The organism is Acidovorax sp. LjRoot194 (genome assembly GCF_964253015.1).
Classification (GTDB): domain Bacteria; phylum Pseudomonadota; class Gammaproteobacteria; order Burkholderiales; family Burkholderiaceae_C; genus Acidovorax.
Window position 1 is genome coordinate 2805417 of record NZ_CAXUQB020000001.1, and the last position, 25871, is coordinate 2831287.

The 25871-nt window shown below is 67.3% G+C and carries 21 protein-coding genes and 1 pseudogene; 10 read left to right on the plus strand and 12 right to left on the minus strand.

Translation table 11 applies throughout. The features are described from left to right. Positions 1–4: 4 nt before the first annotated feature. Positions 5–760, minus strand: a complete 756-nt coding sequence (locus ACSQ3N_RS12540) for a 2OG-Fe(II) oxygenase (protein WP_056168996.1) — start codon at positions 758–760, stop codon at positions 5–7. Continuing rightward, positions 757–1923, minus strand: coding sequence for a bifunctional DNA-binding transcriptional regulator/O6-methylguanine-DNA methyltransferase Ada (gene ada, locus ACSQ3N_RS12545; protein ID WP_156372109.1), 1167 nt, complete (start codon positions 1921–1923; stop codon positions 757–759). Before ada ends, ACSQ3N_RS12540 begins: the two co-directional genes overlap by 4 nt. A gap of 369 nt (positions 1924–2292) precedes the next feature. On the opposite strand from ada, the gene ACSQ3N_RS12550 reads away from it, so the two are divergent. Continuing rightward, on the plus strand, positions 2293–2805 hold the full coding sequence (locus ACSQ3N_RS12550; protein WP_056168999.1) for a DUF3592 domain-containing protein: 513 nt from the start codon (positions 2293–2295) through the stop codon (positions 2803–2805). Between the two features lie 103 nt (positions 2806–2908). Here ACSQ3N_RS12550 and ACSQ3N_RS12555 read toward each other — a convergent pair whose 3' ends face one another. Next, on the minus strand, positions 2909–5743 hold the full coding sequence (locus ACSQ3N_RS12555) for a DEAD/DEAH box helicase (protein WP_056169002.1): 2835 nt from the start codon (positions 5741–5743) through the stop codon (positions 2909–2911). 142 nt (positions 5744–5885) lie between these two features. After that, complete coding sequence (locus ACSQ3N_RS12560) at positions 5886–6824, minus strand: helix-turn-helix transcriptional regulator (protein WP_200926909.1); 939 nt, start codon at positions 6822–6824, stop codon at positions 5886–5888. Between the two features lie 148 nt (positions 6825–6972). On the opposite strand from ACSQ3N_RS12560, the gene ACSQ3N_RS12565 reads away from it, so the two are divergent. The 3 genes from ACSQ3N_RS12565 to ACSQ3N_RS12575 all read left to right on the plus strand — a co-directional run bounded on the left by ACSQ3N_RS12565 (position 6973) and on the right by ACSQ3N_RS12575 (position 10451). After that, positions 6973–7449, plus strand: coding sequence for a DUF3237 domain-containing protein (locus ACSQ3N_RS12565; protein WP_056169004.1), 477 nt, complete (start codon positions 6973–6975; stop codon positions 7447–7449). Between the two features lie 87 nt (positions 7450–7536). Beyond that, positions 7537–8559, plus strand: coding sequence for a Bug family tripartite tricarboxylate transporter substrate binding protein (locus ACSQ3N_RS12570; protein ID WP_056169006.1), 1023 nt, complete (start codon positions 7537–7539; stop codon positions 8557–8559). Between the two features lie 182 nt (positions 8560–8741). Then, positions 8742–10451: a DUF6351 family protein gene (locus tag ACSQ3N_RS12575; protein WP_082516960.1), complete on the plus strand. Its 1710-nt coding sequence runs from the start codon at positions 8742–8744 to the stop codon at positions 10449–10451. A gap of 98 nt (positions 10452–10549) precedes the next feature. Here ACSQ3N_RS12575 and ACSQ3N_RS12580 read toward each other — a convergent pair whose 3' ends face one another. From ACSQ3N_RS12580 to ACSQ3N_RS12590, 3 genes are all read right to left on the minus strand, one after another. Further along, positions 10550–11065 carry a hypothetical protein gene (locus tag ACSQ3N_RS12580; RefSeq protein WP_056169011.1) on the minus strand — a complete coding sequence of 172 codons (516 nt, stop codon included), beginning with the start codon at positions 11063–11065 and terminating at the stop codon, positions 10550–10552. A gap of 71 nt (positions 11066–11136) precedes the next feature. After that, positions 11137–11388 carry a GlsB/YeaQ/YmgE family stress response membrane protein gene (locus ACSQ3N_RS12585; protein ID WP_056169392.1) on the minus strand — a complete coding sequence of 84 codons (252 nt, stop codon included), beginning with the start codon at positions 11386–11388 and terminating at the stop codon, positions 11137–11139. Between the two features lie 120 nt (positions 11389–11508). Beyond that, positions 11509–12174 (minus strand): adenylate/guanylate cyclase domain-containing protein, encoded by a 666-nt coding sequence (locus ACSQ3N_RS12590; RefSeq protein WP_056169014.1) that lies wholly within the window; start codon positions 12172–12174, stop codon positions 11509–11511. Between the two features lie 103 nt (positions 12175–12277). On the opposite strand from ACSQ3N_RS12590, the gene ACSQ3N_RS12595 reads away from it, so the two are divergent. Then, entirely contained in the window at positions 12278–12667 is a 390-nt protein-coding gene (locus ACSQ3N_RS12595; protein ID WP_056169395.1) for a hypothetical protein, read from the plus strand. Positions 12668–12772: 105 nt separating this feature from the next. Here the strand turns inward: ACSQ3N_RS12595 and ACSQ3N_RS12600 are convergent, their stop codons facing one another. Continuing rightward, positions 12773–13345, minus strand: coding sequence for a C40 family peptidase (locus ACSQ3N_RS12600; protein WP_056169017.1), 573 nt, complete (start codon positions 13343–13345; stop codon positions 12773–12775). Between the two features lie 205 nt (positions 13346–13550). On the opposite strand from ACSQ3N_RS12600, the gene ACSQ3N_RS12605 reads away from it, so the two are divergent. Continuing rightward, positions 13551–14711, plus strand: a complete 1161-nt coding sequence (locus tag ACSQ3N_RS12605) for a PQQ-dependent sugar dehydrogenase (RefSeq protein WP_082516961.1) — start codon at positions 13551–13553, stop codon at positions 14709–14711. A gap of 144 nt (positions 14712–14855) precedes the next feature. Beyond that, on the plus strand, positions 14856–15458 hold the full coding sequence (locus tag ACSQ3N_RS12610; protein ID WP_056169020.1) for an isochorismatase family protein: 603 nt from the start codon (positions 14856–14858) through the stop codon (positions 15456–15458). Positions 15459–15718: 260 nt separating this feature from the next. Here the strand turns inward: ACSQ3N_RS12610 and ACSQ3N_RS12615 are convergent, their stop codons facing one another. Continuing rightward, positions 15719–16540 (minus strand): MmyB family transcriptional regulator, encoded by an 822-nt coding sequence (locus tag ACSQ3N_RS12615; RefSeq protein WP_436146403.1) that lies wholly within the window; start codon positions 16538–16540, stop codon positions 15719–15721. A gap of 112 nt (positions 16541–16652) precedes the next feature. On the opposite strand from ACSQ3N_RS12615, the gene ACSQ3N_RS12620 reads away from it, so the two are divergent. Beyond that, entirely contained in the window at positions 16653–17114 is a 462-nt protein-coding gene (locus ACSQ3N_RS12620; protein ID WP_056169025.1) for a hypothetical protein, read from the plus strand. A gap of 15 nt (positions 17115–17129) precedes the next feature. On the opposite strand, the gene ACSQ3N_RS12625 is transcribed toward ACSQ3N_RS12620, so the two are convergent. Both ACSQ3N_RS12625 and chrA read right to left on the minus strand, forming a co-directional pair. Then, positions 17130–18323 (minus strand): sensor histidine kinase, encoded by a 1194-nt coding sequence (locus ACSQ3N_RS12625; RefSeq protein ID WP_056169027.1) that lies wholly within the window; start codon positions 18321–18323, stop codon positions 17130–17132. A gap of 270 nt (positions 18324–18593) precedes the next feature. Next, complete coding sequence (chrA, locus tag ACSQ3N_RS12630) at positions 18594–19982, minus strand: chromate efflux transporter (protein WP_436146404.1); 1389 nt, start codon at positions 19980–19982, stop codon at positions 18594–18596. Positions 19983–20506: 524 nt separating this feature from the next. Between chrA and ACSQ3N_RS12635 the strand changes: the two genes are divergently transcribed. Then, positions 20507–22468 carry a propionate--CoA ligase gene (locus tag ACSQ3N_RS12635; RefSeq protein WP_436146405.1) on the plus strand — a complete coding sequence of 654 codons (1962 nt, stop codon included), beginning with the start codon at positions 20507–20509 and terminating at the stop codon, positions 22466–22468. A 780-nt stretch (positions 22469–23248) separates the two neighbouring features. Here the strand turns inward: ACSQ3N_RS12635 and ACSQ3N_RS12640 are convergent. Next, complete coding sequence (locus tag ACSQ3N_RS12640) at positions 23249–24343, minus strand: IS5 family transposase (protein WP_436147948.1); 1095 nt, start codon at positions 24341–24343, stop codon at positions 23249–23251. 314 nt (positions 24344–24657) lie between these two features. On the opposite strand from ACSQ3N_RS12640, the pseudogene ACSQ3N_RS12645 reads away from it, so the two are divergent. Then, positions 24658–25824, plus strand: a pseudogene (locus ACSQ3N_RS12645) (pyridoxal phosphate-dependent aminotransferase); the annotation flags it as partial. Between the last annotated feature and the right edge of the window lie 47 nt (positions 25825–25871).

Genomic DNA, 25871 nt, shown 5'->3' on the forward strand with positions numbered 1-25871 from the left:
AAGTTTATTCAGCATCATGAAAGATGATCCCCGCCGTGTGCCGCTGCCCTGACCGCACACGGCTCACACCGTGCCGCAGGTTCACTCGGTACACGCCCCGCGTGCCCTGCACCGGGCGGTGGTGCACGGCGAACGCCACGGCATCGCCCTGGCGCAGGGGCACCACCTCGGCGCGCGACTGCATGCGGGGGCGTTGTTCGGTCAGCACGAACTCGCCCCCGGTGAAGTCCCGACCGGGCTCGGACAGCAGGATGGCGACCTGCAGCGGAAACACATGCTCGCCGTACAGATCCTGGTGCAGGCAGTTGTAGTCGCCGGGCGCGTACTGCAGCAGCAGCGGTGTGGGGCGCAACTGGCCGGCCGCATGGCAGCGCGCAATGAAGTCGGCATGCCGCGCGGGGTAGCGCACCTCGATGCCCATGGCGGCGTTCCAGTGGTTGGCGATGGGCTGCAGGTGCGGGTACAGCGCATCGCGCAGCCCGGCCACCACGTCCGGCAGCGGGTAGCTGAAGTACTGGTATTCGCCCAGGCCGAAACCGTGGCGCTGCATGACGACGCGGCTGCGGAACACGGGCGGGCCGGCCTGGCGGTACAGCCCGGCCAGCGCCATGCACTCATCGGGGCCGAGCAGTTGCTGCAGCACCGCGTGGCCCTGGGTGTGCAGGTCGTCGGTGGCCTGGGCCCAGTCGATGGCGGCAGTGCGACGAGGCCAGGTGCCCTGGCTCGGGCTTGTCGTCGGGGTGCGGGGCAGTGCGCTCATGCTGCTGCCTTCTTTGTGGCTGCTGGGGCTGCGGCCTCGGCCTCGCGTTCCAGCAGCACGCGCTTGCGCTCCACGCCCCAGCGGTAGCCCGACAACGCGCCGTCGCTCCGCACCACCCGGTGGCAGGGGATGGCTACGGCCAGCGCATTGGCGCCGCAGGCCTGTGCCACGGCGCGCGTGGCGGTGGGCGCGCCGATGCGCTGGGCGATCTCGGCATAGCTGGCGGTCTGCCCGGCCGGGATGGTGCGCAGCGCCTGCCACACCCGCTGCTGGAAGGCGGTACCCTGCACGTCCAGCGGCAAGGCCAGGCCCACGCCGGGGGCCTCGACAAAGCCCACCACCTGGGCGACCAGCGCTTCGAAGTCGGTATCGCCGCCCACCAGCTGGGCCTGGGCGAAGCGGTCCTGCAGGTCGCGGACCAAGGCGTCGGGGTCGTCGCCGAGCAGGATGGCGCACAGGCCCTGGCCGCTGTGCGCCACCACGATTGCGCCCAGCGAGCACTGCGCCACCGCAAAGCGGATGCGCTGCGTGGCTCCGCCCGCTCGATAGTGCGTGGGTGTCATGCCCAGCACCTGGTGCGACTTTTCATAGAAGCGGCTGCTGGACTGGTAGCCCGCGCTGTAGATGGCGTCGGTGACCGAGTCGGCCGGTTGCTCCAGCGCGCTGCGCACGCGCTGCTCGCGCCGGGCGGCGGCATAGGCCTTGGGCGTGAGGCCTGTGGCCTGCTTGAAGATGCGGTGAAAGTGCGATGGGCTCAGGCCCGCGCTGGCTGCCAGCGCATCCACAGAGGGCGCACCGTCGGCTGCGGCGTTGTCGATGGTGCGGCAGGCGTCGGTCACCAGCGCCGCATGGTGGGCCAGCGCCGTGGGCTGCCGGGGCCTGCAGCGCTGGCAGGGGCGAAACCCGGCGCCTTCCGCGTCGGCACAGCTGGCATGGAACCGCACGTTCTCGGGCCGGGGCGTGCGCGCTGCACAGCTGGGGCGGCAATACACGCCGGTGGTCTGCACCGAGTACCAGAAACTGCCGTCGGCCTGGGCGTCGCGCGCCACCACCGCTGCCCAGCGCGGGTCGGCCTGGGTGGCCGCTGCGTGTGCGGCCTGGTCGGCCTGGCGAGAGGTCGGGGTGCGGGGCATGGCGGGGCGGTGGGTGGCTAGGGTGTTCATCTGCATGGTGGATGGCTCACAAATTGGTTGCGATGCCATGCACTCTAGGGACGGGGTGTGCGGGGCGCACTCCGAAGTCTGCTTTTGAATTCTGCGCCACTGCGGCGGATGGTTCTAGACTTCATGCCGTCTTTCCGTTTCCATCGTCACCGTCCACAGCCTGTCACACGCTGGCGGGCAACAGTCACCCATGCCACCTCGCACCGCGTTTGTCCGCCTTGTTGTTTCCATTGCCACCGCGCCGCCGACCGTATCGCGCAGCGATGCTGCCAGGGTCACTGCGTAGTGGGCAAGTCCAGCACGCGCAAACGGCAGCGCCGACGCGACACACCGCCCGGTGGCGCCAACGCGCGACCCATCGGTTCGGGGATGTGGTCGCAGGTCGCGCTGGCGGTGGTCGCCTTGATGCTGCTGGCCACCAGCCTGGGCTTGCTGTTCTTCGGCGTGGGCCCCACGCTGGTGGACTGGTCTCGCATGCGCCACTGGCAAGCGGTGCCAGCGCAGGTGGAGTCCGCGCGGTTGCACCAGGGTGGCACGGCGCGTGGCGGCACCTACTACCAGGCCCTGGTGCGCCATCGCTACATCGTGGACGGCACGCACTACACCGGCCAGCGCGCGGTGATCGACACCGCTGGCGACGGCGGGCGCCGCTATCACGAGCAGCTGGTGGCGCAGTGGCAGGCCGCGCAGCGCACGGGGGCGCCGATACAGGTGTGGGTCAACCCTGACAAACCGGCGGAATCGGTGGCGGACCGCAGCCTGCGCGTGGGTTCGCTGCTGTGGGACCTGGTGACGGTGGTGTTCACCGGTGCCGGCGGGCTGCTGTTGCTGCGCTTGTCGGTCTGCACGATCCGGCGAGAGCGCAGGTTGCGAAAGCCATAGACCGCCTGGCGCCGGGTGCTGCGCTGTGTTGGTGTGCACTGCGGGGATGTGCTACTTATTTGATAGCTGCTAGCGCTTTCCTATCCAGCGGTAGAGGCACTTTTTATTCGTTTTCAGGCGGCTGCAGGGGCCTGGGCCGGCGCTTGCCCGTGCCGCCCCACCGCCGCGCATCCTCACCCGGAATGGCCAGCGGGTTGTTGGCCGGCTCGGCCAGCGGCGCCAGCAGTGCCGTCAGGTCGGCCTCGCTGAATTTCACCGCGCCGGCTTCGTCATGCCCCAGCACGCCTTCGGCCAGGGCCGCCTTGCGGGCCTGCAGCTCCAGCATGCGCTCTTCGATGCTGCCTTCCACCACCAGCTTGTAGACGAACACCGGCTGGTCCTGCCCGATGCGGTGGGCCCGGGCGGTGGCCTGTTCTTCCACGGCAGGGTTCCACCAGGGGTCGAAGTGGATGACGGTGTCTGCCGCGGTGAGGTTCAGGCCCGTGCCGCCGGCCTTGAGGCTGACCAGCAGGATGGGCGCACTCGCCGCGTCCTGGGCCTGAAAGCGCTGGACCACGGCGCCGCGCTGGCCGGGCGGCGTCTGGCCGGTGAGCGTGGCGTAGGGCAGGGCCAGCGCATCCAGACGTTCGGCGGCCAGCATCAGCAGTTCGGTGAACTGCGAGAACACCAGCACGCGGCGGCCTTCATCGACCAGCGCGGGCAGCATGTCGGCCAGCAGGTCGAGCTTGGCGCGCTCGGTGCCGGGGTGGACGGTGGCGCCTTTGACCAGGTGCGGATCGCAGCACACCTGGCGCAGCTTGAGCAGCGCATCCAGGATGGTGATCTGCGAGCCTTCGAAGCTCTGGCGCTCCAGCGCGCGGCGCACCTGCTTGTCGGCCGTGGTGCGCACGGCTTCGTACAGCTCGCGCTGTTTGCCCTGCAGTTGCACGCGCTGGATGACCTCGGTGCGCGGCGGCAGCTCGGTGGCCACGTCCTGCTTGCGCCGGCGCAGGATGAAGGGCCGCACGCGCTGGGCCAGCAGCTGGGCACGCAGGGTTTCGCCGTTCTCCTCGATGGGCTTGCGCCAGCGGGCGTTGAAGCTGCGCACATCGCCCAGAAAGCCGGGCATCAGAAAGTCGAACTGCGCCCACAGCTCGCCCAGGTGGTTCTCCAGCGGGGTGCCGGTCAGGCACAGCAGGTGCGGCGCCTGCAGCTTGCGCAGCGCCCGGGCGCTGCGGCTGCCGGCGTTCTTGACCATCTGGGCTTCGTCCAGGATGAGCAGATGAAAAGGCCCGGCCGCGAGGGCATCGACGTCGCGCCAGAGCAAGGGATAGGTGGTCAGCACCAGGTCGTGCTGCGCGATTTGCAGGAACCGCCGGCCCCGGTCAGGCCCGTGCAGGCTCAGCACGCGCAGGCTGGGCGCCATGCGCGCGGCTTCGGCCTGCCAGTTGAAGAGCAGCGACGTGGGCACCACCACCAGGGCGGGGCGGACGAGTCGGCCGGCATCTTTTTCGGCCAGCACATGGGCCAGGGCTTGTGCCGTCTTGCCCAGCCCCATGTCGTCCGCCAGGATGCCGCCCAGGCCCTGGGCCCGCAGGTACTGCAGCCACGCCAGGCCTTCGAGCTGGTAGGGGCGCAGCTGTATCTGCAGCCCGGCGGGGGCGTCCACGGGCTGCGGCGCACCGATGCGGCGCAGCCGCCGGGCCAGGTGCGCCAGGCCCCGGTCGCCCTGCAGTTGCCAGCTGTTGTCCCACCCGTTGACCGTGCCCACGCGGTGCGCCTGCACCAGCCCTGCGCGCAGCGCCTCGATGCGGCGTGTCTCCCAGGCGCCCAGGCGCAGCGGGTCGCCGTCCTGCAGTTGTTTGCGCGTGGGGTCGGTGAGCAGGTCCACCATGGCGCCCACGATGGCCTTGAGCGGGCCGGCGGGCGCGTCGATGCGCCGCCCGCCGGGCGCGCGCAGCGAGATGACGGCGATGTCGTCGATGGCCGCCATCTGCCGCGCGTTGAGCCAGCGCACGTCGCGGCGCAGCAGGTCGGCCAGCATGGGCGCCAGGTCCAGCATGACGCCGTCGATCTCGATCCCCAGGCTCAGCAGCCAGGCGCCTTCGCGGTCGGGCAGGTGCAGCTTTTGCACCGGGCGCTCGCGTGGGCCCAGCGGGCCGTCGACTTCCCGGGCCAGCAGCTCGCCGGTGTCCGGGGCGATGACGAGCTTCCAGCGCTGCACGGGCACGCTTTCGTGCGCGAAGCCAGGGCGCACCACCACGCTCCAGCCTTCGGCGCGCAACGGCGGGATCTGGTCGGCCCAGAAGTCGCCGAAGTGCGCCTCCTGCGGCAGGGTCCACACGGGGCCCAGCGTGGCGGCGGCTTCGCGGTGGCGCCATTGCAGGTGCTTGGGGTCCACGGGCACCAGGCCCAGGTCCCACACCCGGTCCATGGCGTCGGCCTCGGCCGCCAGGCTGCGTTGCATGCGCACCACGGGGCCGCCGGTGTCGTACAGGTCCTGAACGGGGGCAGGGCGGGCGTTGAGCACCGAGGTGGGCGCCGCGGTCTCCCAGCGGGCTCCGCTGTCGGTGCGGTAGGTCCAGTCGATCTGCGCCAGGGTCACGTTCTCGCCACGCGGGCCCAGTTTGCCCTGGGGTGCCATGCCCAGCAGTCCGTCGCCCCGGCCCAGTGTCATGAGGGTGATGCGCGGGCGAAAGTGCCCCGGCACCAGGCCCGATGCCGGCGGGGTGGGCGCGGACGGGGCGGCGGTTGCGGCGGCTGGAGGGGCTCCGTCTGCAGTTCCCTCGCGCAGCAGTGCCATCACGCGCGCGGCCTCGGCATCGGTCAGCGGAGCCAGTGCCTGCAGCGCGGCGGCATCGGCGCGCTGGCGCAGCGCGCGGGCCCAGGCGGCGATCAGGGCGTCGCGGTTGGAGCGGGGCGGTTCGGGGTGGGCGGCGACTGGGCCTGCGGCGGGCATAGGCCGCCGATTGTGCCGTGCCGGGCGGGCTCAGGCCGGGCGCGCCGGGGTACCTGCTGGTGTGGGGGCGGGCCTGTGGCCGTGCCGGTTCATTGTGGAGGTGCAGGCCATCGGTCTGCGACCCTCGCGCCGGTGGGGCGCTTCAGCCGCCCAGCACCCGCGCAAACAGCTCGTTGCGAAAGTGGATGCCCAGGCGTGCGAAGGCGCGGTTGCGGTAGGTCTTGACGGTGGGCACGCTCAGGCCCAGGTCGCTCGCGATGCCCTCGTGCGTCATGCCCTGCAGCAGCCGGGCGCAGACATCGAGCTCGCGGTCGGTCAGCTCGGCCTGCAGCCGCATCAGGCGCATGCGCAGCGCTGGCAGCGCGTCTGCAGCCAGCGGACCGAGCGCCGCGTCGGCCGCCGGCAGGGCCGGGGCGGCGTGCGGGCCGGGCTGATCGTGCCCAGGGGCCAGCGGGCTGCCGCCCGGCCCCTCCAGCCACAGCATGGGCGAAGAGGGCGCACAGGCGTGCGACAGCAGGATGTGCTTGCGGGTGAGCGCCAGCAGCACGGGCGCGACGGATTCGAAGGCTGCGATCTGCCGGTCGCTGAACGCGCGCTGGTGCTGGTGGCGGTAGAAGTTGACGGCGAAAACCGAGCCATCGCTTTCGTATTCGACCACCGATACGCGCTCGGCCACGCCATGGGCCTCGTACACACGGGCGCGGTGCTCGCCCTCGACCTCGGTGGCGGTCACATGGCACAGGCGGGTTTCGGGCTGGGCGAACGGCGCCTCGTCGAACGAGCGTCCCCAGGTGCGGTCGCTGCGGTACGGGCCCGACAGGTACGCCCACCAGCAGTCCTGCGTGGTGTCCGGTACGCCCCGGCTGGCCGACATGAAGAGCGTGGGCTTGCAGCGGTGGCCCGTGCGGTACACCGACCAGGACGCCGCAGGCAACACCGGCTCCAGGTCCTGCAGCAGGCCCGGTGCAAAGCCGTTGTCGCCCAGGCGGTGCACCATGCCGGCGAGCGTCTGGCTCGCGGCACTGTGCAGCACCTGCCGGCCGGGCGCTGTCTGCGAGGAAGGGGGGAGCCACTGCCGCATGGGAAAGTCTGAATGGGGGAGGTGATGCCGGCTGAAATCGGGAAGTGTGCGTCAAAACCGCCGGGCCAGCCGCCGCCGGACAGTCGGGTTATCCCGTCATCCTCTGGGATGACAGGCATGCTTGGCAACGGGACTTACGCTAGGGCCCATGTCTGACCTCATCCCCTTGCCCGACCCGCAATTCCGATTTTTTGCCGACCTGCGCGTGGAGGTCGGCACCCCGCAGGAGGTGGGCCACACCGTGCACGGGCTGCGCCGGCTGATCCCCATCCTGGGCGGCAGTGCCACCGGCGACGGCTGGAGCGCCCGGGTGCTGCCCGGTGGCGCGGATTTTCAGCTCATCGTGAACGACCGGCTGTCGGAGCTGGACGCACGCTACGTGCTGGAGACAGATGGCGGCGATCTCATCTATGTGCAGAACCGGGCGGTGCGCTCCGGCCCGGCCGAGCTGATCGCCCGCCTGGTGCGCGGCGAGCCGGTGGACCCGGCGCAGATCTATTTCCGCTGCAGCCCGAGCTTCGAGACCGCGTCCCCGGCGCTGGCCTGGATCGCCGAGCGCATGTTCGTCGGCACCGGCGCGCGCTACCCGGACGCCGTGGCGATGCGCTTTTTCGAGCTGCGGTAGCCGGCGGCTGCCCGTGTTGAACCCACCCACCGTTTGCCTTTGCGTTTTTTGACCCTGACCGACCCACAAGAATTTCTGGAGACAACCATGAAGACCACCGCCCAGCCTCGTTCCTCCCTGACCACCACACCCCTCCGCGCCCTCGTGGCCGCCGCCTTGCTGGCCGGGCTCATGCCCTGGGCCGGCGCCCATGCGCAGGGGGCTGCTACCTACCCGAACAAGCCGGTGCGCATCATCGTGGGCTTTCCGGCCGGCACCGGGCCGGACATCGTGGCGCGCCTGCTGGCGCAAAAGCTGTCCGAAGGCTGGGGCAATGCCGGCGTGATCGTGGACAACAAGCCCGGCGCCGGCGGCCTGATCGCCGCCAGCGAAGCCGCGCGCGCCGTGCCCGACGGCTACACGCTGATGCTGGGCGAAACGGGCCAGCTCAGCATTGCCCCCAGCAGCTACAACAAGCTGCCCTACGACCCGGCCAAGGACTTCACGGCCGTGAGCCAGGTGGTCACCTCCGACTTCGTGCTGCTGGTCAACCCGCAAAAGGTGCCGGCGCGCAACGTGAAGGAGTTCGTCGACTGGACCAAGCAGCAAAAGGGCCTGTTCCTCGCCACCTTCGGCGCGGGCACGCCCGGGCACTTTGGCGCCTTCATGTTCGGCGATGCGGTCAAGCTCAAGCCAGAGCCGGTGCACTACAAGAACACGGCCGATGCATTGGGCGGCCTTTTCAGCGGTGACGTCCAGGGCGTGTTCGCCAGCGTGGGCCTGGCCGCCCCCAACGTGAAGGCCGGCAAGCTGGCCGCGCTGGGCACCACGGGCGCCACCCGCACCAACACGCTGCCGGACGTACCCACCATCAAGGAACAGGGCTACGCCAACCTGGAGTTCTCGTCGTGGTTCGGCATCGTGGCGCCGGCCAAGACGCCGCCGGAGATCATTGCCAAGCTCAATGCCGACATCGTCAAGGCGGTGCAGTCGCCCGAAGGCAAGGCCAAGATGGAAGAGGCCGGCTTTCGCGTGACGGGCACCAGCCAGCAGGACTTTGCCCGCACCATCGCGGCCGACACCGTGACCTGGGGCAAGGCCGTGGCTGCCACGGGCTTCAAGGCAGATTGACAGACTGCCTACGGCGCTGCGGGGCCATCGAGCCGCCGGGCGGTTGAAGGGTTGAGCAGTTGACGCCGCTCAGCACCTGCCAATTCATTTCCACAAGACCTGCATCTGCGAAAGCAGGCGGCGGGAGCCTGGGCGCAGCCGTGCCCTCGGCGACACCACGACAACCTCAGGAGACAAACGCCATGCCTTTTGCCCATGCCTTGCGGGCCCTGCCGCCCGCTGCCCACAGTGCGCGCTCATCCGGATTGCGCCGCAAAGTCATGCCGGCCGCTCTCGCCATGCCCTTGCTGATGGCTGCGTGCGGCGGCGGCAACGGCGATGCGTCGGCGCAGCAGGCCACGCCGGCCGCGGCCTGCGCCGAACTGCCGGCCAAGGCCGGCTTGGCCGCCACCTCGCTCACCACCAGCTACGTGGCCGCAGACACCAAGCGCCCCGGCGGCGCCGCCACCGGCAGCTTTTTGCCGGGCCACTGCGTGGTCACCGGTGCCATCAACCCGCGTGTGGGCGTGGATGGCAAGAACTACGCCATCGGTTTTCAGCTGAGCATGCCGGACAACTGGAACGGGCGCTTCCTGTTCATCGGCGGCGGCGGCAACGACGGCATCCTGCGCGACACGTCGCTTAGCTCCAGCATTTCGGTCGGAACCCCGTCCCCGCTGGGCCAGGGGTTCGCGGTGGTGTCCACCGATGCGGGCCACAGCGGCACGTCGGCCAGCTTCGGCGCCGACCCGCAGGCCCGTATCGACCATGCCTACAACTCCTACGACAAGACGGCCGTGGCCGCCAAGTCGCTGATCGCCACGCGTTACGGACGCAAGCCCGACCACTCGTACTTTTCGGGCTGCTCCGGCGGCGGGCGGCAGGGCATGATGTTCTCGCAGCGGTTCCCGGACTATTTCGACGCCATCACTGCGGGCGCGCCGGCCATGCGGGTATCGAGCGGCGCGACGGTGGCGGCGATGTGGAACACCATCCAGTTCAACGCCATCGCCCCGCAGGACGGCGCAGGCAAGCGCATCCTGTCGCAAGCCTTCAGCAATGCGGACCTCAACCTGGTGGCCAACGGCGTCAAAGCATCGTGCGATGCCGCAGACGGTGTGGCCGATGGCCTGGTGAGCAACGTCAAGGCCTGCCAGTTCGACCCGGCCGTGCTGCAGTGCAGCGGCGCCAAGGGTGCCGACTGCCTGAGCAGCGCCCAGGTGGGTGCGCTCAAGAGCGTGTTCGCTGGCCCGCGCAACTCGGCAGGCCAGGCGCTGTATGCCGGCCAGCCGTGGGACCCGGGCCTGGCCGCCCCCGGCTGGCGCACCTGGACGCTGGGCAGCTCCACCACTGCCACACCGGATGCGCGCTACATCACGCTGATGGTGGACGCCCTGGTCAACGAGTTCTTCACCCCGCCGGACCTCACGTTCAACCCGCTGACGTTCAACTTCGACACCGACCCGGCCCGCATGGAGGCGTATTCGGCCATCTATGACACCTACCGGGACGACAAGCTCGCGGCCTTCAAGCAGCGCGGCGGCAAGATGCTGTTCATCCACGGCATGTCAGACCCGATCTTCTCGGCAAACGACACCATGGACTACTACGAACGTTTGGCGGCCAACAACGGCGGTATCGCCGCCACGAAGGGTTTTGCGCGCACCTTCCTGGTCCCCGGCATGAACCACTGCTCCGGTGGCCCGGCCACGGACAACTTCGATTCGATTCAGGCCATGGTGGATTGGGTGGAGAAGGGCGTGGCGCCCGACACCATCGCCGCCAAGGCGCTACCCACCAACACCGACATGCCCAACCGCACCCGGCCGCTGTGTGCCTACCCGCAATTCGCCAAGTACAAGGGGTCGGGCAATGTGGAAGACGCCAGTAGCTTCGTCTGCTCGGCGGAGTAGGCCGCACAGCGGCGGTTGGGTTGGATGATTGCGCTCCGGGCTTGGCTCTGGGGCGCAGCTCTGCAACCGCCTTACCGCCTTACGCTTGCTCTACCGCGCTATTTGCGTGGTTTGGAAGGGGATGCGGGCGCGGGCAGTTGCAGTTGGGCCTCCTGCACCACGCGCACGCAGTCGCGCAGATGCTGCTCGCCCAGAAAGCGCAGCGTGGCATATCCGATGCCAGCGGCTACCGCCTGCCCCGCCAGCGGCACGTACTTGGCCACCTGCTTGGTGGTCAAGCGCATGCCCACGCTCTGGGTCGCGCGCAGCACCAGTTCGCGCGTCACCAGTTTGCCGATCAGCACCGAGCCGACCAGGCTCACCGCCTTTTGCACCTGTTCGCGCTTTTGCGGGTCGAGCTGGTCGATCTGCTGGGCCGACAGGCCGAACTCGGTATTGATCTGGGGCAGCAGGCGCGAGAGCAGGGCGGCGTCCACTGCCCAGTCGAGTCCGGGTATGGGCATGGCACTGGCCGCCGCAGCCACCAGGGCGCGACGGTGCAACAACTGGCGGCTGCGCTGTACGGCGGCCTGCAGGGCCGGATTGCCGGCGGCCATCTGAAAGGAGGTGGGCATGTGTGCGTTGCCTATATAAAACTGTGCGTATGCGCCTGTGGTGGGGGGCGGGTTATGGCTTGGAGGTGCGATCAAAACTTGTTTCTGACCAGCCCGAACAGTGCCAGCAGCATCATGGCGCCGATCACCGAGGCGATCCAGCCCGCAGCCTCGCCCTGTTCGTACCAGCCCATGGCCAGTCCCACGTACGTCGCCAGAAACGCCCCCACCACGCCCAGCAGCGCGGTCATGATCCAGCCAAGGTGGTCCCGCCCAGGCTTGAAGGCGCGTGCCAGCAACCCCACGACCAAGCCCACCAGCAGTGTCCCTATCAGTGCCGTCATGATCATCCCCTTTAGTTATGTCCGTTGAGGATGAATGTAGGGATGGGGCTGCGCGGGACCTGTCGGACAACAGGCTTTATAAACGTCCCGGCATTGAGCCCGCAGCTTGCGGGGTGAAGGCTAGGTGCGGGCGAGCGGCCTGTCGTACAGGCACCGCTCGAACCGGTGCGAGGGCAGGGCCAGCCCTGAAATCTCGTGCTGGCCCGCCGCACAGTCATAACGGCCGGCGGGGAGGGCCGCGTGGGCGGCCTGGGTGAGCAGGATTTCGCCGGGGCCGGCAATGTCTTCGCCCAGCTTGCACGCACAGTTCATCTCGGGGCCGTAGAGGTCCTCATGGGCGATCACCAGGGTCGGCCCATACCCGATGCCGGCGCTGACAGCCAGCGCGCGTTCGGGCGGCAGCACTGCGTTCATCGCCTCCAGTGCGCGCAGGGTGTCCAGCGCAGCCTCCAGTGCGTGCTCGGCGCTCGAGAACACCGCAAACAGGTTGTCGGCCTCCTGCTTGATGACCACGCCGCCGTTGCCCTCGATGGCAGGGCGTGCGGCCTGCTCCATCTGGTGGATCATGCCCAGGAAGTGGATGATGCCGTGCCGGGCGGTGATGCGCGAGAAGCCGCACATGTCCAGCACCAGAATGCCCACGTCGCGCACGAAGGCCGCTTCGATGGCCGCGTCCACCTCGGAAGCGGTATCAGGCTGCTGGTTGCGCTGCGACAGCAGGCGTCGCAGGTAGTTTTTGTCGTGCGGCGTGTCCGGTGCCGTGGGCGAAGGGGTGGTGGAGGTCATGGCAGGCCTGTGGGAGGTGTCCGACATGGTAGCGCGGCAGGTACTGGCGGTGGAGCTTGGAGGGCGCGCCTACATTGACTCGTCTGCACTGGAAGAGAAGACCATGAAAAGAACCTTCAAGACCCGCTCACTCCCCCTGGTGTTCGTTGCCGTACTGGCTATGGGTGCCTCGTTGGCCGGCCCAGGCGCTGCCCGCGCGCAAGTTGGCGACGATGCGTCGCTCGCCCGCGGCGCGGTGGCTGACGCCACTCCCCAACAGCGTTACCAGACCGCCATCCGCGAAGCGGGCGGTGGGCTCAAAGTCAGCCTGGAAGAATGCCGCAGCATGGGCGCGGGTGACCGCAAAAGCTGCGAATCACAGGCCCGCGCACGCTATCAATCCGACATGGCCAAGGCCAAAGGCATCCTGCGTGGAGATCCTTCTGCCGGACCCGTGAATGTGGTGGGGGGACCGATCCGCAGTACCGAGACGGTCTACGAGATCAAAAGGTAATCACGCGTAACGCTCGCCAGTCCAATGCAGATGCCAGTCGCAACCCAGAAGCCGCACAGCGCCCTACACCAGCGGCGCAAGGCTGGCGGTTTGCCATGCAGCCGGTCACTTGGCGGACGCGACGTCCTTATTTTCGGTGGCAACGCGACGGGCACCGTTGAAGCGGCGGGCCCAGTACGATACGCCCATGTCCTCGACGCGCACTTCACTGCCGCTGCGTGGGGAATGGATGAATTTGTTGTCGCCCACGTAAATGCCCACGTGGCTGAAATTGCGGCGCATGGTGTTGAAGAACACCAGATCGCCAGGCTGCAGGTCTTTCTTGTCGATGACCTGGGTAGCAGCTGCTTGCTGGTCCGCACGGCGGGGTAGCAGCAGGCCTACCGTTTGCTCGTACATGGCGCGCACAAAGCCGCTGCAGTCAAAACCGGTTTCTGCGCTGTTACCGCCACGTTTGTAAGGCACGCCGAGAAAACCCATGGCGTGAATCGCCAGGTTCGAAGCGTTGTCGGCCACCGTGTGCGCCTTGTCTGCTACGCGCTGGGTGACGTCTTCAAGCCGCGTTAGCAGGCCTTTATCCGCAATGAAGCGGTCCATCTCGTCAGAGTTGGCCCCTTGGGGCGCCGCCTGGGCGGTGGTGGCGCAGGCCACCAGGAGGATGCAAAGCCATCTGGACATGGGGACGGAGGGTAACACGTACCTTTGCTTATAAGAAATAATCAACCCTGCAAGCCGTTGATTACGTTCACGTAAATCAGCCGTTACGCTGTAGGAGAAGGCGCCGTGAGCGGTTTCGCCTGCTCCGCAGCGTGCGGGTAAAGCTTGATTTAAATTCAGGGTTATTCGCGGTTGGAGCCAACCGCATCGCGAGGAGCGTCAGTTCATGAATGGCAAGAAAAACGAGTGGTTGAGGCTGACACGGCCCGCGGCGCAAGCCTTGGCAGCTATAGTTTTGGGTGCCAGCGGGTGGGATACCGCTTTGGCGCAGACGGGATCGCCCGCCGTGGCGCTGGCCCCGGTGGCCACCGGTCTGGTCAATCCGTGGGCTGTTGCTTTTTTACCCGACGGGCAATTTCTGGTGACGGAGCGGCCCGGCCGCATGCGTGTCGTCCAGGCGACAGGGCAGGTCGGACCGGCTCTGGCCGGCGTGCCGTCGGTGGCGGCCAGCGGGCAGGGTGGCCTGCTCGATGTGATCACTGACGCGAACTTCGCACGCAACCGCCGCATCTTCTTTTGCTTCTCCGAACCCGCGGCAGCGGGAGCCTCAGGCAACAGCACGGCGCTGGCGCGTGCCACCCTGTCGGCCGATGCACGCAGCCTGCAGGACGTGAAAGTGATCTTCAGCCAGCGCCCCAAGGTGGACAGCGCCTTGCACTTCGGCTGCCGTATCGTGCAGGCGGCCGACGGCAACCTGTTCCTGACACTGGGCGAGCGTTACCAGCGCAAGGACGACGCCCAAAAGCTCGACAACCACCATGGCAAGATCGTGCGCATCATGCCCGATGGCGCCGTGCCCGCAGACAACCCATTTCGTCAGCGCGCTAGTGCCTTGCCCGAGATATGGAGCTACGGCCACCGCAATCCACAAGGCGCCGCGCTGGCGCCGGACGGCACTCTGTGGATGCACGAGCACGGCCCGCAGGGCGGTGACGAGATCAACGTGCCGCAACCGGGCCGCAACTACGGCTGGCCGGTGATCACGTACGGAGAGAACTACGGCGGCGGCAAGATGGGCGAGGGCACGGCCAAGGCGGGCATGGAGCAGCCGCTGCACTACTGGGTGCCTTCCATCGCGCCGTCGGGCATGGCCTTCCTCACTAGCACGCGCTACGGCGACGCCTGGAAGGGCAGCCTGTTCATCGGATCGCTCAAGTTCGGCACGCTGCACCGGCTGGAGGTGACGCAGGGCAAGGTGCAGCGCGAAGAAAAACTGCTGCAGGGCAACGGCGAGCGCATCCGCGACGTGCGGCAGGGGCCGGACGGCCTGCTGTACCTGCTGACTGACAGCCCGCAGGGCCGCTTGGTGCGACTGCAGCCCTCTTGAAGCTGCGCCGGCTGCCCGGTCCTTGGAAGGGGCGAGGAGGCAGAGTCAGCGCCGCAGCATCGCCAGCACAAGGCGCAAGGTGCGGCAGGGCTGCGACAATGCGCCCATCCATCGAGAACCGGCCGCCCCGAGTGGCCCACACCCATGCTGCTTGACGCTACAGAATCCCAACTCGTCCTGGTCGACTACCAGGAACGCCTGATGCCCGCCATCTTCGAGGGCCCCGCCGTGCTGGCCAACGCCCGCCGCCTGGCCCAGATCGCGGCGATGCTGGACGTGCCCGTGTGGGGCACGGAGCAAAATCCATCGCGCCTGGGCGCCAACGACCCCGCGCTGCGCGCCCTGTGCCAGAAGACCCTGGCCAAGATGAATTTCAGCGCCACCGAAGAAGGCCTGGGTGAGTGGCTGCGCCCGCCGGCCCGGCCCCAGGGGGGCAACGCACGCAGCCTGCCCAAGCACCTGCAAAAGCCTGCCCAGCAAGAGGCTGAGCGCGGCACCATCGTCATCGCCGGCTGTGAAGCCCATGTGTGCCTGCTGCAGACGGCGCTGCAACTCATCGAGGATGAGTTCGACGTCTGGGTGGTGACCGATGCCTGCGGCTCCCGCACCGAGCGCAACCGCGACGCGGCCTTCGACCGGCTGGCCGGCGCAGGCGCCGAACTGGTGACGACCGAGATGGTGGCTTTCGAGTGGCTGGGCAGCTGCGAACACCCAGCCTTCAAGGATGTGCTGGCGCTTATCAAGTAGCCTGCTCAGTCGGTGAAGAGGAGGGGCGCCGCACCAAGCCAAGGGGCGGCAGTGCTCGGCGCCGAAGCCTCTGAAAAGCGCGCTGCCTATTCGTGACATTTGGCAGTTGCGTTTCCATGTTGGACCTAGGGCACATCACCGCCTTGTCCTATCGAATTGTTTTTCTGCCCTCGCGCTTGCTGGTCGGGCGCATGCAGCTATTGAAAATATAGCAGCCGCAAACCGCGGACTACGGAATGCCGCCTGCAAATGTCCGCCTGCTACCCCAGGGCACGCTCCAGCGCCTCTCGGGTACTGACGTCCGCCGGCAGCAGGTGGTCGATGCGCAGTGAATCCAGCGTCACGTCCATCGGCGATCCCAGCGTGGTGTAGGCCGACATGAAGCTGAGCACGCCCGCACCAGACTGCAGTTGAAGCAGCAGCACCGGCGAATGGGGCCGGGGCGTTACCGCCAGGGTGGCGGCGGTCCGGTGTTTGGCCGAAGGCATGGCTTGCAGACGCGCGGCCAGGGCCGGGTTGAAAGGTGCCTCTGCTTCGGCGCGCTGCCGCACGGCCTGGGCCACACCCGGGGCGTCGATCAGCCAGCGCTGCAGCCCGTCGGGCCGCAGCAAAAGGTCGAGCAAATTCAGGGGCTCGCCCGGTGTCGCAGGGCCCGGCACAAAACCGATGAGCCGCATCAGCGCGGGCACGGCGGCGTTGGTCTCCAGCAGGTTCCATTGGGCATCGAGCAGCATCGCGGGCGCTGGCTCGTGGGCCTTCAGCAGGCGGCGCAGGGCATCTCGCACCTGCAGCAGCGCCTGGGCATCCCAGTCACTGCGCGGGTAATGCGGTGCAAACCCCGCGGCCATCAGGGCCTGGTTGCGTTCTGCCAGCGGTACCCCCAGCGCATCCATCAGCGCCAGCAGCATGGCCTGGCTCGGCTGGGCCTTGCCGGTTTCCAGGCAGCTCAGGTGCCGCTGCGACACGCCCGTGTGCAGGGCCAGCGCCAGTTGGCTATACCCCCGGCGCACACGAAGCGCCCGCAGCAGCGGGCCGATGCGGGGCGGTAGGTGGCCGGTGGGGGAGGGGTCGGCAAAAGACATGGCGACGCATGGTGGCACAAGTCGGCTGCGGTTCTATGACCTCCGAGGTGATTGCGCCGATGACGCGCCGACCCGAGCATGCGGGCTTCTTTCCAACTCCTGAAAACCAGCCATGCAAGAACCTACGTCTCCCCAGTCCAGCACCACCCACGCGCACGCCGCCGCAGCCCACACCCTGGCTGCGTGGCGCGCCCTGTTCGACGCCGGTGATTTTGCTGCGATGCCCAGCCTGCTGCACCCGGACGTGGTGCTGCGGTCACCGCTGGACGACCAGCCGCTGTGCGGCGCGGGCGCCGTGGGCATGGTGCTCGGCCTCGCGTTCAGCCTGTATGGCCGCTTTGTCTACGGCGACGCCTTGTGGAGCGACTGCGGCCGGGAACTCGCCTTGAGCTTCGACGGCAATCTTGGGCCCCATGCCGTGAGGGGCATCGACCGCCTGCAGTTCGATGCGCAGGGCCGTGTCGTTGTCGTGGAGGTCTTCATCAGGCCCTTGCCCGCGCTGGCCTGGCTGGCGCACGCGGTGCAGCAGCGCATGGCCCAGGCCAGCACGCCCACCGATGGCGTGGCGGCTTGACCTGAAGGTCAGCGGTCAGCGGCCGGCGCTCGACGGCCAGCGCATCGCAAACCGGGTTCCGGCAGATGCATCCGAGCTGGCGCTGAGCGTGCCGCCATGTGCCGACGCGATCAGTTGGCAGATGTGCAGCCCCAGGCCCAAGCTGGTGTCCTCGCACAAGGCGCTGTCGCGCGTGTAGGCCGCAAAAATGCAGTCGATGCGGTCCGGGGCGATGGTGTTGCCCCAGTTGGTCACGGCCACCGTGGCCTCGCCGTCCTGCACGGTGCCCTGCACCACGATCTGCGAGTCTGCGGCGCTGTAGGTGACTGCGTTGCCGAGCAGGTTGGACACCAGCTGCTGAAGCCGCGCCGGATCGCACCATACCGGGCCGCCCAACTGGAGGTCCGAGCGGATGTTCCGGGTGGGGTGGATGTCCCTGATCTCCTGCACCACCGGCTCCAGGATGGCGTCAAGGTCGTGGCAGGCCGACATGCGGATGGGCATGGCAGAGCCCGCCCGCCCACGTGCAAAGTCCACCAGGTCGTCCACCAGCCCCGTCATCCGGGCGGCGCTGCCGCGCAGGCGTTTGCCGATGCGGCCCATGGCGGCGTCAGGACTTCGGGTCAAGAGCTCGCTGGCCACATGCATGGTCGCCAGGGGGTTGCGAAGGTCGTGCGCCACCACGGCCAGAAACTGCTCGCGCGAGAAGCCCGCGGCTTTTTCCTCGTTCAGTGCCTGCAGGGTGGCGCCATGCGCAAAGCTCTCGTCGAGCAGCCGCCCCACCAGCGCTGCCATGCCTTCCAGCATGCCGATGTTGCGCTCGTTGTTGACGACCACCGGATCAGGATCGAGCACACACAGCGACCCGAAATAGCTGCCGTCGTTCAGGCGGATCGCCGCCGACATGTGGCTTTTGAACCCGTACAGCTGCGGCGCCGGGTGGCTGCGGTAGATGGGGTCTGCGTCGGCATCGTCAAAAACGACGGTGTCCGGCCCGTTCAGTTGCGCCTTGCAGATGGTGGTGTGGACATCGAGTTCGTCGCCGGGCACCAGCCCGAACCCGCCCTCGTCGAGCACTGCGCAGGTGATCCAGCGGTCTGGGGTGACGCGGGCCAGGCCCACGAAACGCATGCCGGTCTGGTCACGCAGCAGCTTCAAAATCGCCGAAATGCCGGGGATCTTGGCCACCACTTCCAGTTGCCTGCCAATGTCTTCGATATGCAGCGCCATCCCAATTCGCTCCTGTGGCGACCTACCATACCGGTAGAAAAGTTGATCTGCCTGCTGCAACGGCCGCGGGGGCGGGCACAGCCACCAGCCAGCGTGATGCTGGGGGTATCCCCGCATTATCGAGCAGACGGCGTATGTCAAAAGACGCAGCGCAGTCAGCCACCCGAGCGCCGCGAAGCCTCAGTCTGGCCTGTGTGATGCAGCTTCTGAACGGCTCATTCGGGCTGAGCAGCCACAGTCCAAAGGTCATGGGGCCACCGGGTCGAACAGTCACGCTAGCCAAGGTCTGAGGAGCACCACCGCCAGCCCCACCAGACCGCAACCTCCCAGCAGGGTCAGCACGCCGATCTTGAACCGGAACAGCGCCACACCTGCCGCCACCGCAATCAGGGCAGACACTGCGTCAAACGGGCCGCCGAAGCCTTTGGGCCACAGCAGGTGGTAGGCAAAAAACAGCGCCAGGTTCAGGATCACCCCCACCACCGCAGCCGTGATGGCCGACAGCGGCGCGGTGAAGCCGAGCTTGCCGTGTGTGGCTTCCACCAGCGGGCCGCCCGCCAGGATGAAGATAAACGAAGGCAAGAACGTGACGAAGGTCACCACCACCGCACCGGCAGCCGCGCCGGCAAACAGTGCATCGGCGCCCCACACCTGCTGCAGCCATGCGCCCACGAAGCCAACGAACGCCACCACCATGATCAGCGGGCCGGGGGTGGTCTCCCCCAGTGCCAGCCCGTCGATCATCTGCGGCCCGCTGAGCCACTGGTAGTGTTCCACCGCGCCCTGGTACACATACGGCAGCACGGCATAGGCGCCGCCGAAGGTCAACATGGCCGCCTTGGTGAAGAACCAGCCCATCTGCGTGAGCGTGCCCTGCCATCCCTGCGTGGCCACCAGCAGCGCCATGGCCGCCAGCCACAGCGCCAGGCCGGCCGCGAGCACTTTGGCCAGATGGATGCGCGAAAACCGGGCGTGTGCGGGTGTGGGCGTGTCGTCGTCGATGAGCGCCGAGCCGTAGCCCTGGTGTGCCTTGGCGTGCCCACCCCCCAGCGCAAACACCGCGGGCCAGCGCTGCGCACCGAAGTAGCCCACCAAGCCCGCAGCCAGCACGATGGCGGGGAAGGGCGTGTCGAACGCGAAGATCGCGACGAACGACGCTGCGGCAATGCCCCACATCCAGCCGTTCTTGAGCGCCCGCGTGCCGATGCGGTGCGCTGCATGCAGCACCAGCGCCGTCACGGCGGGCTTGATGCCATAGAAAATGCCCGCAACCACCGGCACATCGCCAAAGCGCAAGTACACCCACGACAGCGCAATCAGGATGAACAGCGACGGCAGCACGAACAGCGCGCCCGCCACGATGCCGCCCCAGGTGCGGTGCAGCAGCCAGCCGATGTAGGTGGCCAACTGCTGGGCCTCCGGGCCGGGCAGCAGCATGCAGTAGTTGAGCGCGTGCAGAAAGCGCGTCTCGCTGATCCAGCGGCGGCGCTCCACCAGCTCGGCATGCATGATCGCGATCTGCCCGGCCGGACCGCCGAAGCTGATGAAACCCAGCTTGAGCCAGAACCGGAAGGCTTCGCCGAAGGTGACGGGGGCAGGGCGCTGCTGCGCAGCCGGGTCTTGGGCGGACGCGTGCGTGGCGACGGGGGATGTGCTCATGGTGAGGCTGTGGACTGTGAAGCGGACGGGCTGCGTTGATTGGACGGCGGCTGGTGGAAGGCGTGAAACGGGCGCTGTGGTCCCTGGACTCGGAATGTAGGTGTTGTGGGGGGCGCGTTGGATATTTCGATTTCAACTATCCACATGCGGGTCGTGATGGATCGCCTGGCTTGCAATGGCGGATGTGACCTTTGGCCGTGGCAAGTTGGCAAGTTCGCAACTGCCCCGTGAAATGCCATTGGCGACAGGCAACCCAGATACAGGGAGTCCGCCCTGGGACATAGCAGGGTCAGCTTCGCTGCAGTCCCTCACGGCCGAATGACACGAAAACAGGTACCAGACTGGAAAACGATACTGGTCGCCGCAGGCATCCGAACCTGTACAGGATCTGCGCAAACCAAAGTGATGCTGAAGACCCCGGGCGCCCAAACCCTGCGTCAGCTTGCCGCAAGGCCGTCATGAATAATTATGAATTCAAAACCAGCCATCAGGCAGGCACCCGAGATGCCGAGGAGACACACACCATGAGCCGCTACGCCGACTTCTATCGTCAGTCCATCGACCAGCGCGACGCCTTCTGGGCTGAACAAGCCCAGCTGATCGACTGGCAGACCCCGCATCAGCAGGTGTGCGACTACAGCAACCCTCCGTTTGCCAAGTGGTTCGTGGGCGGCACCACCAACCTGTGCCACAACGCGGTAGATCGGCACCTCGCCGGGCTGGCGACGCAACCTGCACTGGTGGCGATCTCTACCGAAACCGACACCGAGCGCAGCTACACCTTTGCCGAGCTGCATGCCGAGGTGCAGCGCATGGCCGCGGTGCTGAAGGCGCTGGGCGTCAAGAAGGGCGACCGTGTGCTCATCTACATGCCCATGATTGCCGAGGCGGCCTTTGCCATGCTGGCCTGTGTGCGCATCGGCGCGCTGCACTCGGTAGTATTCGGCGGCTTTGCGGCGGGCTCGCTGGCGTCGCGCATCGAAGATGCCGAGCCCGTGGCCGTGGTCAGCGCCGATGCGGGGTCGCGCAACGGCAAGGTAGTGCCGTACAAGCCGCTGCTGGACGAAGCGATTGCGCTGTCAAAGCACAAGCCCTCGGCGGTGCTGCTGGTGAACCGGGGCCTGGCCCCCATGCACCTGCAGCCTGGCCGTGACCACGACTGGGCGTCGCTGCGTGAACAGCACCTGGACACCGTGGTGCCCTGCGAATGGGTCGAATCCACTCACCCCAGCTACACGCTGTACACCAGCGGCACCACCGGCAAGCCCAAGGGCGTGCAGCGCGACACCGGCGGATACGCGGTGGCGCTGGCTGCGAGCATGAAGCACATCTTTGATGCCGGGCCGCGCGCAGGTGACAGCGCGGCCCCCTTGAGTGACAGCGACGGACCTGGCACGCGTGAGACGCGCGGCGCGGGGGTCTTTTTCGCGACCAGCGACATCGGCTGGGTGGTGGGGCACAGCTACATCGTCTACGGCCCGCTCATCGCCGGCATGACCACCATCATGTACGAGGGCCTGCCCACGCGGCCCGACGCGGGCGTGTGGTGGAGCATCGTCGAGAAGTACCAGGTGACGCACATGTTCTCGGCCCCCACGGCGGTGCGGGTGCTCAAGAAGCAGGACCCGGCCTACCTTGCCCAGTACAACGTCAAAAGCCTCAAGGCCCTATGGCTGGCGGGCGAGCCGCTGGATGAGCCCACTGCGCAGTGGATCAGCCACGCCCTGCAGGTGCCCATCATCGACAACTACTGGCAGACCGAGACCGGCTGGCCCATCCTGACCCTGGCCAACGGCGTGGAACCGCAGACCACCCGTTTTGGCAGCCCGGGCAAGGCGATGTACGGCTACGACGTGAAGCTGATCGACGAGTCCACGGGGCAAGAGCTGACGGGCCCCGATCAAAAGGGCGTGGTCGCCATCGAAGGCCCCTTGCCCCCCGGCTGCATGCAGACCGTGTGGCGCGACGATGCGCGCTTCGTCAATACCTACTGGAAGAGCATTCCTGGCCGGCTGATCTACAGCACGTTCGACTGGGGGATTCGGGATGCCGATGGATACCACTTCATTCTGGGCCGTACGGATGACGTGATCAACGTCGCAGGGCACCGCCTGGGCACGCGGGAGATCGAGGAGAGCATTTCTGCGCACCCCAATATTGCCGAGGTGGCGGTGGTGGGGATTGCCGATGCGCTCAAGGGCCAGGTGGCGATCGCGTTTGCGGTGGCGCGGGATGCGTCTGCGTTGGTGGACGACGCTGCGCGGCTGAGGCTGGAGGGCGAGGTGATGAAGCAGGTGGATGGCCTGCTGGGTGCGGTGGCGCGGCCGGCGCGGGTGTATTTTGTGACGGTGCTGCCCAAGACGCGCAGTGGGAAGTTGCTGCGGCGGGCGTTGCAGGCGGTGGCGGAGCGGAGGGATCCGGGGGATTTGACGACGATGGAGGATCCGGCGGCGTTGCAGCAGGTGAAGGAGTTGGTGGGGGAGTGAGGGGCTGGTTGCTTTTGGCTTGGTTTGCTTCTTATCCGCCGTTGGGGCTGAGCCTGTCGAAGCCTGTGCCTATAAATCGCCCGCTTTCCGTTCGGGTTGAGCTTGTCGAAACCTGGGCGCTGCTCGCTAGCTCGCTGATTTGGCGGCATGCCTGTGCTGAGGGCGGGAGCCGGGGTGCGCGCCCGGCGGCGCGGTAACTTTCTTTCGCGTCGCCGAAAGAAAGTCACCAAAGAAAGGGCGACCCCCAGTCTGCGACCCCTTCGCTGCGCTACGGGGCAGACCTGCGTCGGGGCGGTTGCGGGGTGCGCCGTGGAACTCACTGCGCGCCGGCGGCGCTACGTTCAGACAGCCACGGCGAGCTAGATGACTAAGCATGCGCGCTTCGACGCGCATGCTCACCCCGCAACCGCCCCGACGCAGGCGCAGCCACAGGGGGTGGGAGCCGAACATCCCAACAGCCGAACAGCCACACGGGCCATCGCGTTGCTCGGCCTCGAACGCGCGGGCGCAAGCGCCACGCGCTGCGCAGGCGGGCCGAGCGCAGCGATGGCCCGTGTGGATGTCCTCTCCCCCATCCCTTCAGGATGCGCCGAGGAGCGCAGCGGCCAGCGGATAAGGGCTCGCGATTGTCTGAGCGCAACGCAGTGAAGCGAGTTGGAGCGAGACCCCGCTGGACGCGAGCACCGCAGGTTGCCCCAATCGCCCAACGGGCGAGTGGGGACGCAGGCTGTAGGGTCGCCCTTTCTTTGGTGACTTTCTTTCGGAGGGTGTAGAAGAAATCTACTTCAGCCGGCTCAACAGCATCCTGGACTGCGCGAGCCATACCCATGCCTGCGCATAAAACGGCTTGCGATCATGGTGCATCACAAGCCTTCGGTTGCGCTCCAGCCATGCGTGGGTGCGCTCCACCACCCAGCGCTTCTTAGGCATGACTACCGGTTTCTCTTCGCTCCACAACGATTGCTGCGCGTCATCCCAACGGTGCCGTGCGCTGTGGCGCACGATCTGAACCCGCACACTGTGCGCCTTTTCGATCTCTTGAGCACATTGCTCAGCGTACGCGCTGTCGGCCCACAAAACCTTCAACGAGCCGCCCGTGCGTGCGCATGCCTGTGCCACTGCCTGCCCAGCCGCTGCCCGGTCCTGTACAGCGGCACTGGTAACCACCACGGCCAGCAGCAAGCCCAGCGTATCCACCACCAAGTGGCGCTTACGCCCTCGGACCTTCTTGCCAGCATCAAAGCCCAGCGTTCCGCCTTGAGGGCTGCCACGGTTGGACTGGGAGTCGATCACGCCTTCGCTCGGTTGTGCGGCACGCTCCACACGTAGGCGCCACTGCTGGCGCAGGCGCTCGTGCAGCGCTTCAAACTTGCCCTGCCGAGCCCAGCGTACAAATGCCTTCTGCACCGATTGCCAAGGCGGATAGATCTGGGTGGGCAGGTTGCGCCAGGAAGAGCCTGTACGCAGCACATAGCAACACGCTTCGACAACGCTACGCCGGCTGTAGGTTGCGGGCCTTCCGCGCAAGCCTGGCTCTGGCTCGAACAGGTCCTGGGCCAGCGCCCATTCGGCGTCGGTGAGCGCACCCGCCATGCCCGAGGAACTGCCGGGGCGATGTTGGGCGGTGTAGCCGTAACGCGTGCCCAACTGTTGGGGCTGGGCGCGAGCGAGCTGTTGCTTGGGTCGTGTCCGTTGCAAACCAGCAGCCTTCAAAGCAGCGCGCATGGTCACAGTGCTGGGGGCATTGCGGCCCATGCGCTCACCCCACGCCAGAGCCAGTTCGGGAAGGGTCGCCTGCGAGTTATCGCGCACCACTTCTCGCAGGGCTGCGTACTCCCCAGGAGATATCACTGGGGGCCGGCCAGTCTTTGCCATCGTATTGCTCCTGTGGAATCGGCACGATGGGATCATAATTTATTTCTTCTACACCCTCTTGGCGACGCGAAAGAAAGTTACTCGCACGCCGGGCGACTCCCGGCCTCCGCCCTCAACAAGGGCATGCGGCCAATCAGCGAGCCTGCGAGCAGCGCCCAGGTTTCGACAGGCTCAACCCAAACGGCCGTGGGTCCAAGTACGCAGGTTTCGACAAGCTCAACCTAAACGGTTGGGATCGGCAGGCGCCAAGGCGCCATTCCCATCGCACCTGAAGCTATGCTCAACCATCCTCCTCCCCCAGCCCGCCCAAGGACCCCTCCATGCGCCCAGCCGTACAAAACCTAGAAGCCTCCAAAATCCGCGAAGTCGCCAACGCCGGCATGGGCCGCGCCGATGTCCTGGCCTTCTGGTTCGGCGAGAGCGACGAAGTCACCCCTGAACCCATCCGCCAAGCTGCTATCGAATCCCTGCAACGCGGCGAAACCTTCTACTCCCACAACCTCGGCCTGCCCGACCTGCGCCAGGCCATAGCCAGCTATGCCAGCACATTGCACGGCCCCATCACTGCAGACCGTATCGCAGTGACCTCCGGCGGAGTCAGCGCGCTGATGATCGCCATGCAGGCGCTACTCGATGCGGGCGACGAGGTGGTGGCCGTCACACCCGTGTGGCCCAACCTCACCGCTCAGCCCGCCGTGCTGGGTGCGCGTGTGCATTGCGTGCCACTGCGGGCCGAAAGCGGTGCGTGGACGCTGGATCTGCAGACGCTGCTCGACGCCATCACACCCGCCACTCGGCTGCTCATCGTCAACGCGCCCAACAACCCCACGGGCTGGACGCTCACTCGGGCGGAGCAGCAGGACATCCTGGACCACTGCCGCCGCACCGGCACCTGGATCCTGGCCGACGAGGTGTACGAGCGCCTGTACTACGAGCCCACGCCCAACGGCTGCGCGCCGAGCTTTCTGGACGTTTCTGACGCCGAAGATCGGCTGATCGTGGTGCAGAGCTTTTCCAAAAGCTTCCTCATGACCGGCTGGCGTCTTGGCTGGCTGGTGCTGCCGCCCACGCTGGTGGATGCCGTGGGCAAGCTGATCGAGTTCAACACCTCCTGCTCCAGCGTGTTCACCCAGCGCGCGGGCCTGGCGGCACTGGAGCACGCGGGCGAGATCACGCCGCCCCTGGTGGCTCACATGCGCCGCTGCCGCGACACGCTGCTGCCCCGGCTGGCTGCACTGCCGCAGGTAGAGGTGGCAAGCCCGCTGGGCGGGATGTATGCCTTCTTCCGCCTGCACGGCTTCGATGATTCGCTGGCAGTGGCGCAGCGGTTGGTCAGCGAGGCCGGGCTGGGCCTGGCGCCCGGCAACGCGTTCGCCCCGGAAGCCCAGGGTTGGCTGCGCTGGTGTTTTGCGTCCAAGGAACCGGCGCGACTGGAGGCCGGTGTGCAGCGCTTGCAGGGTTGGCTTCAGTCCCAAACGTGACTTGTTAAGGCACCTAAATCGACATTTTGTGCTTGCAATTTGCAATA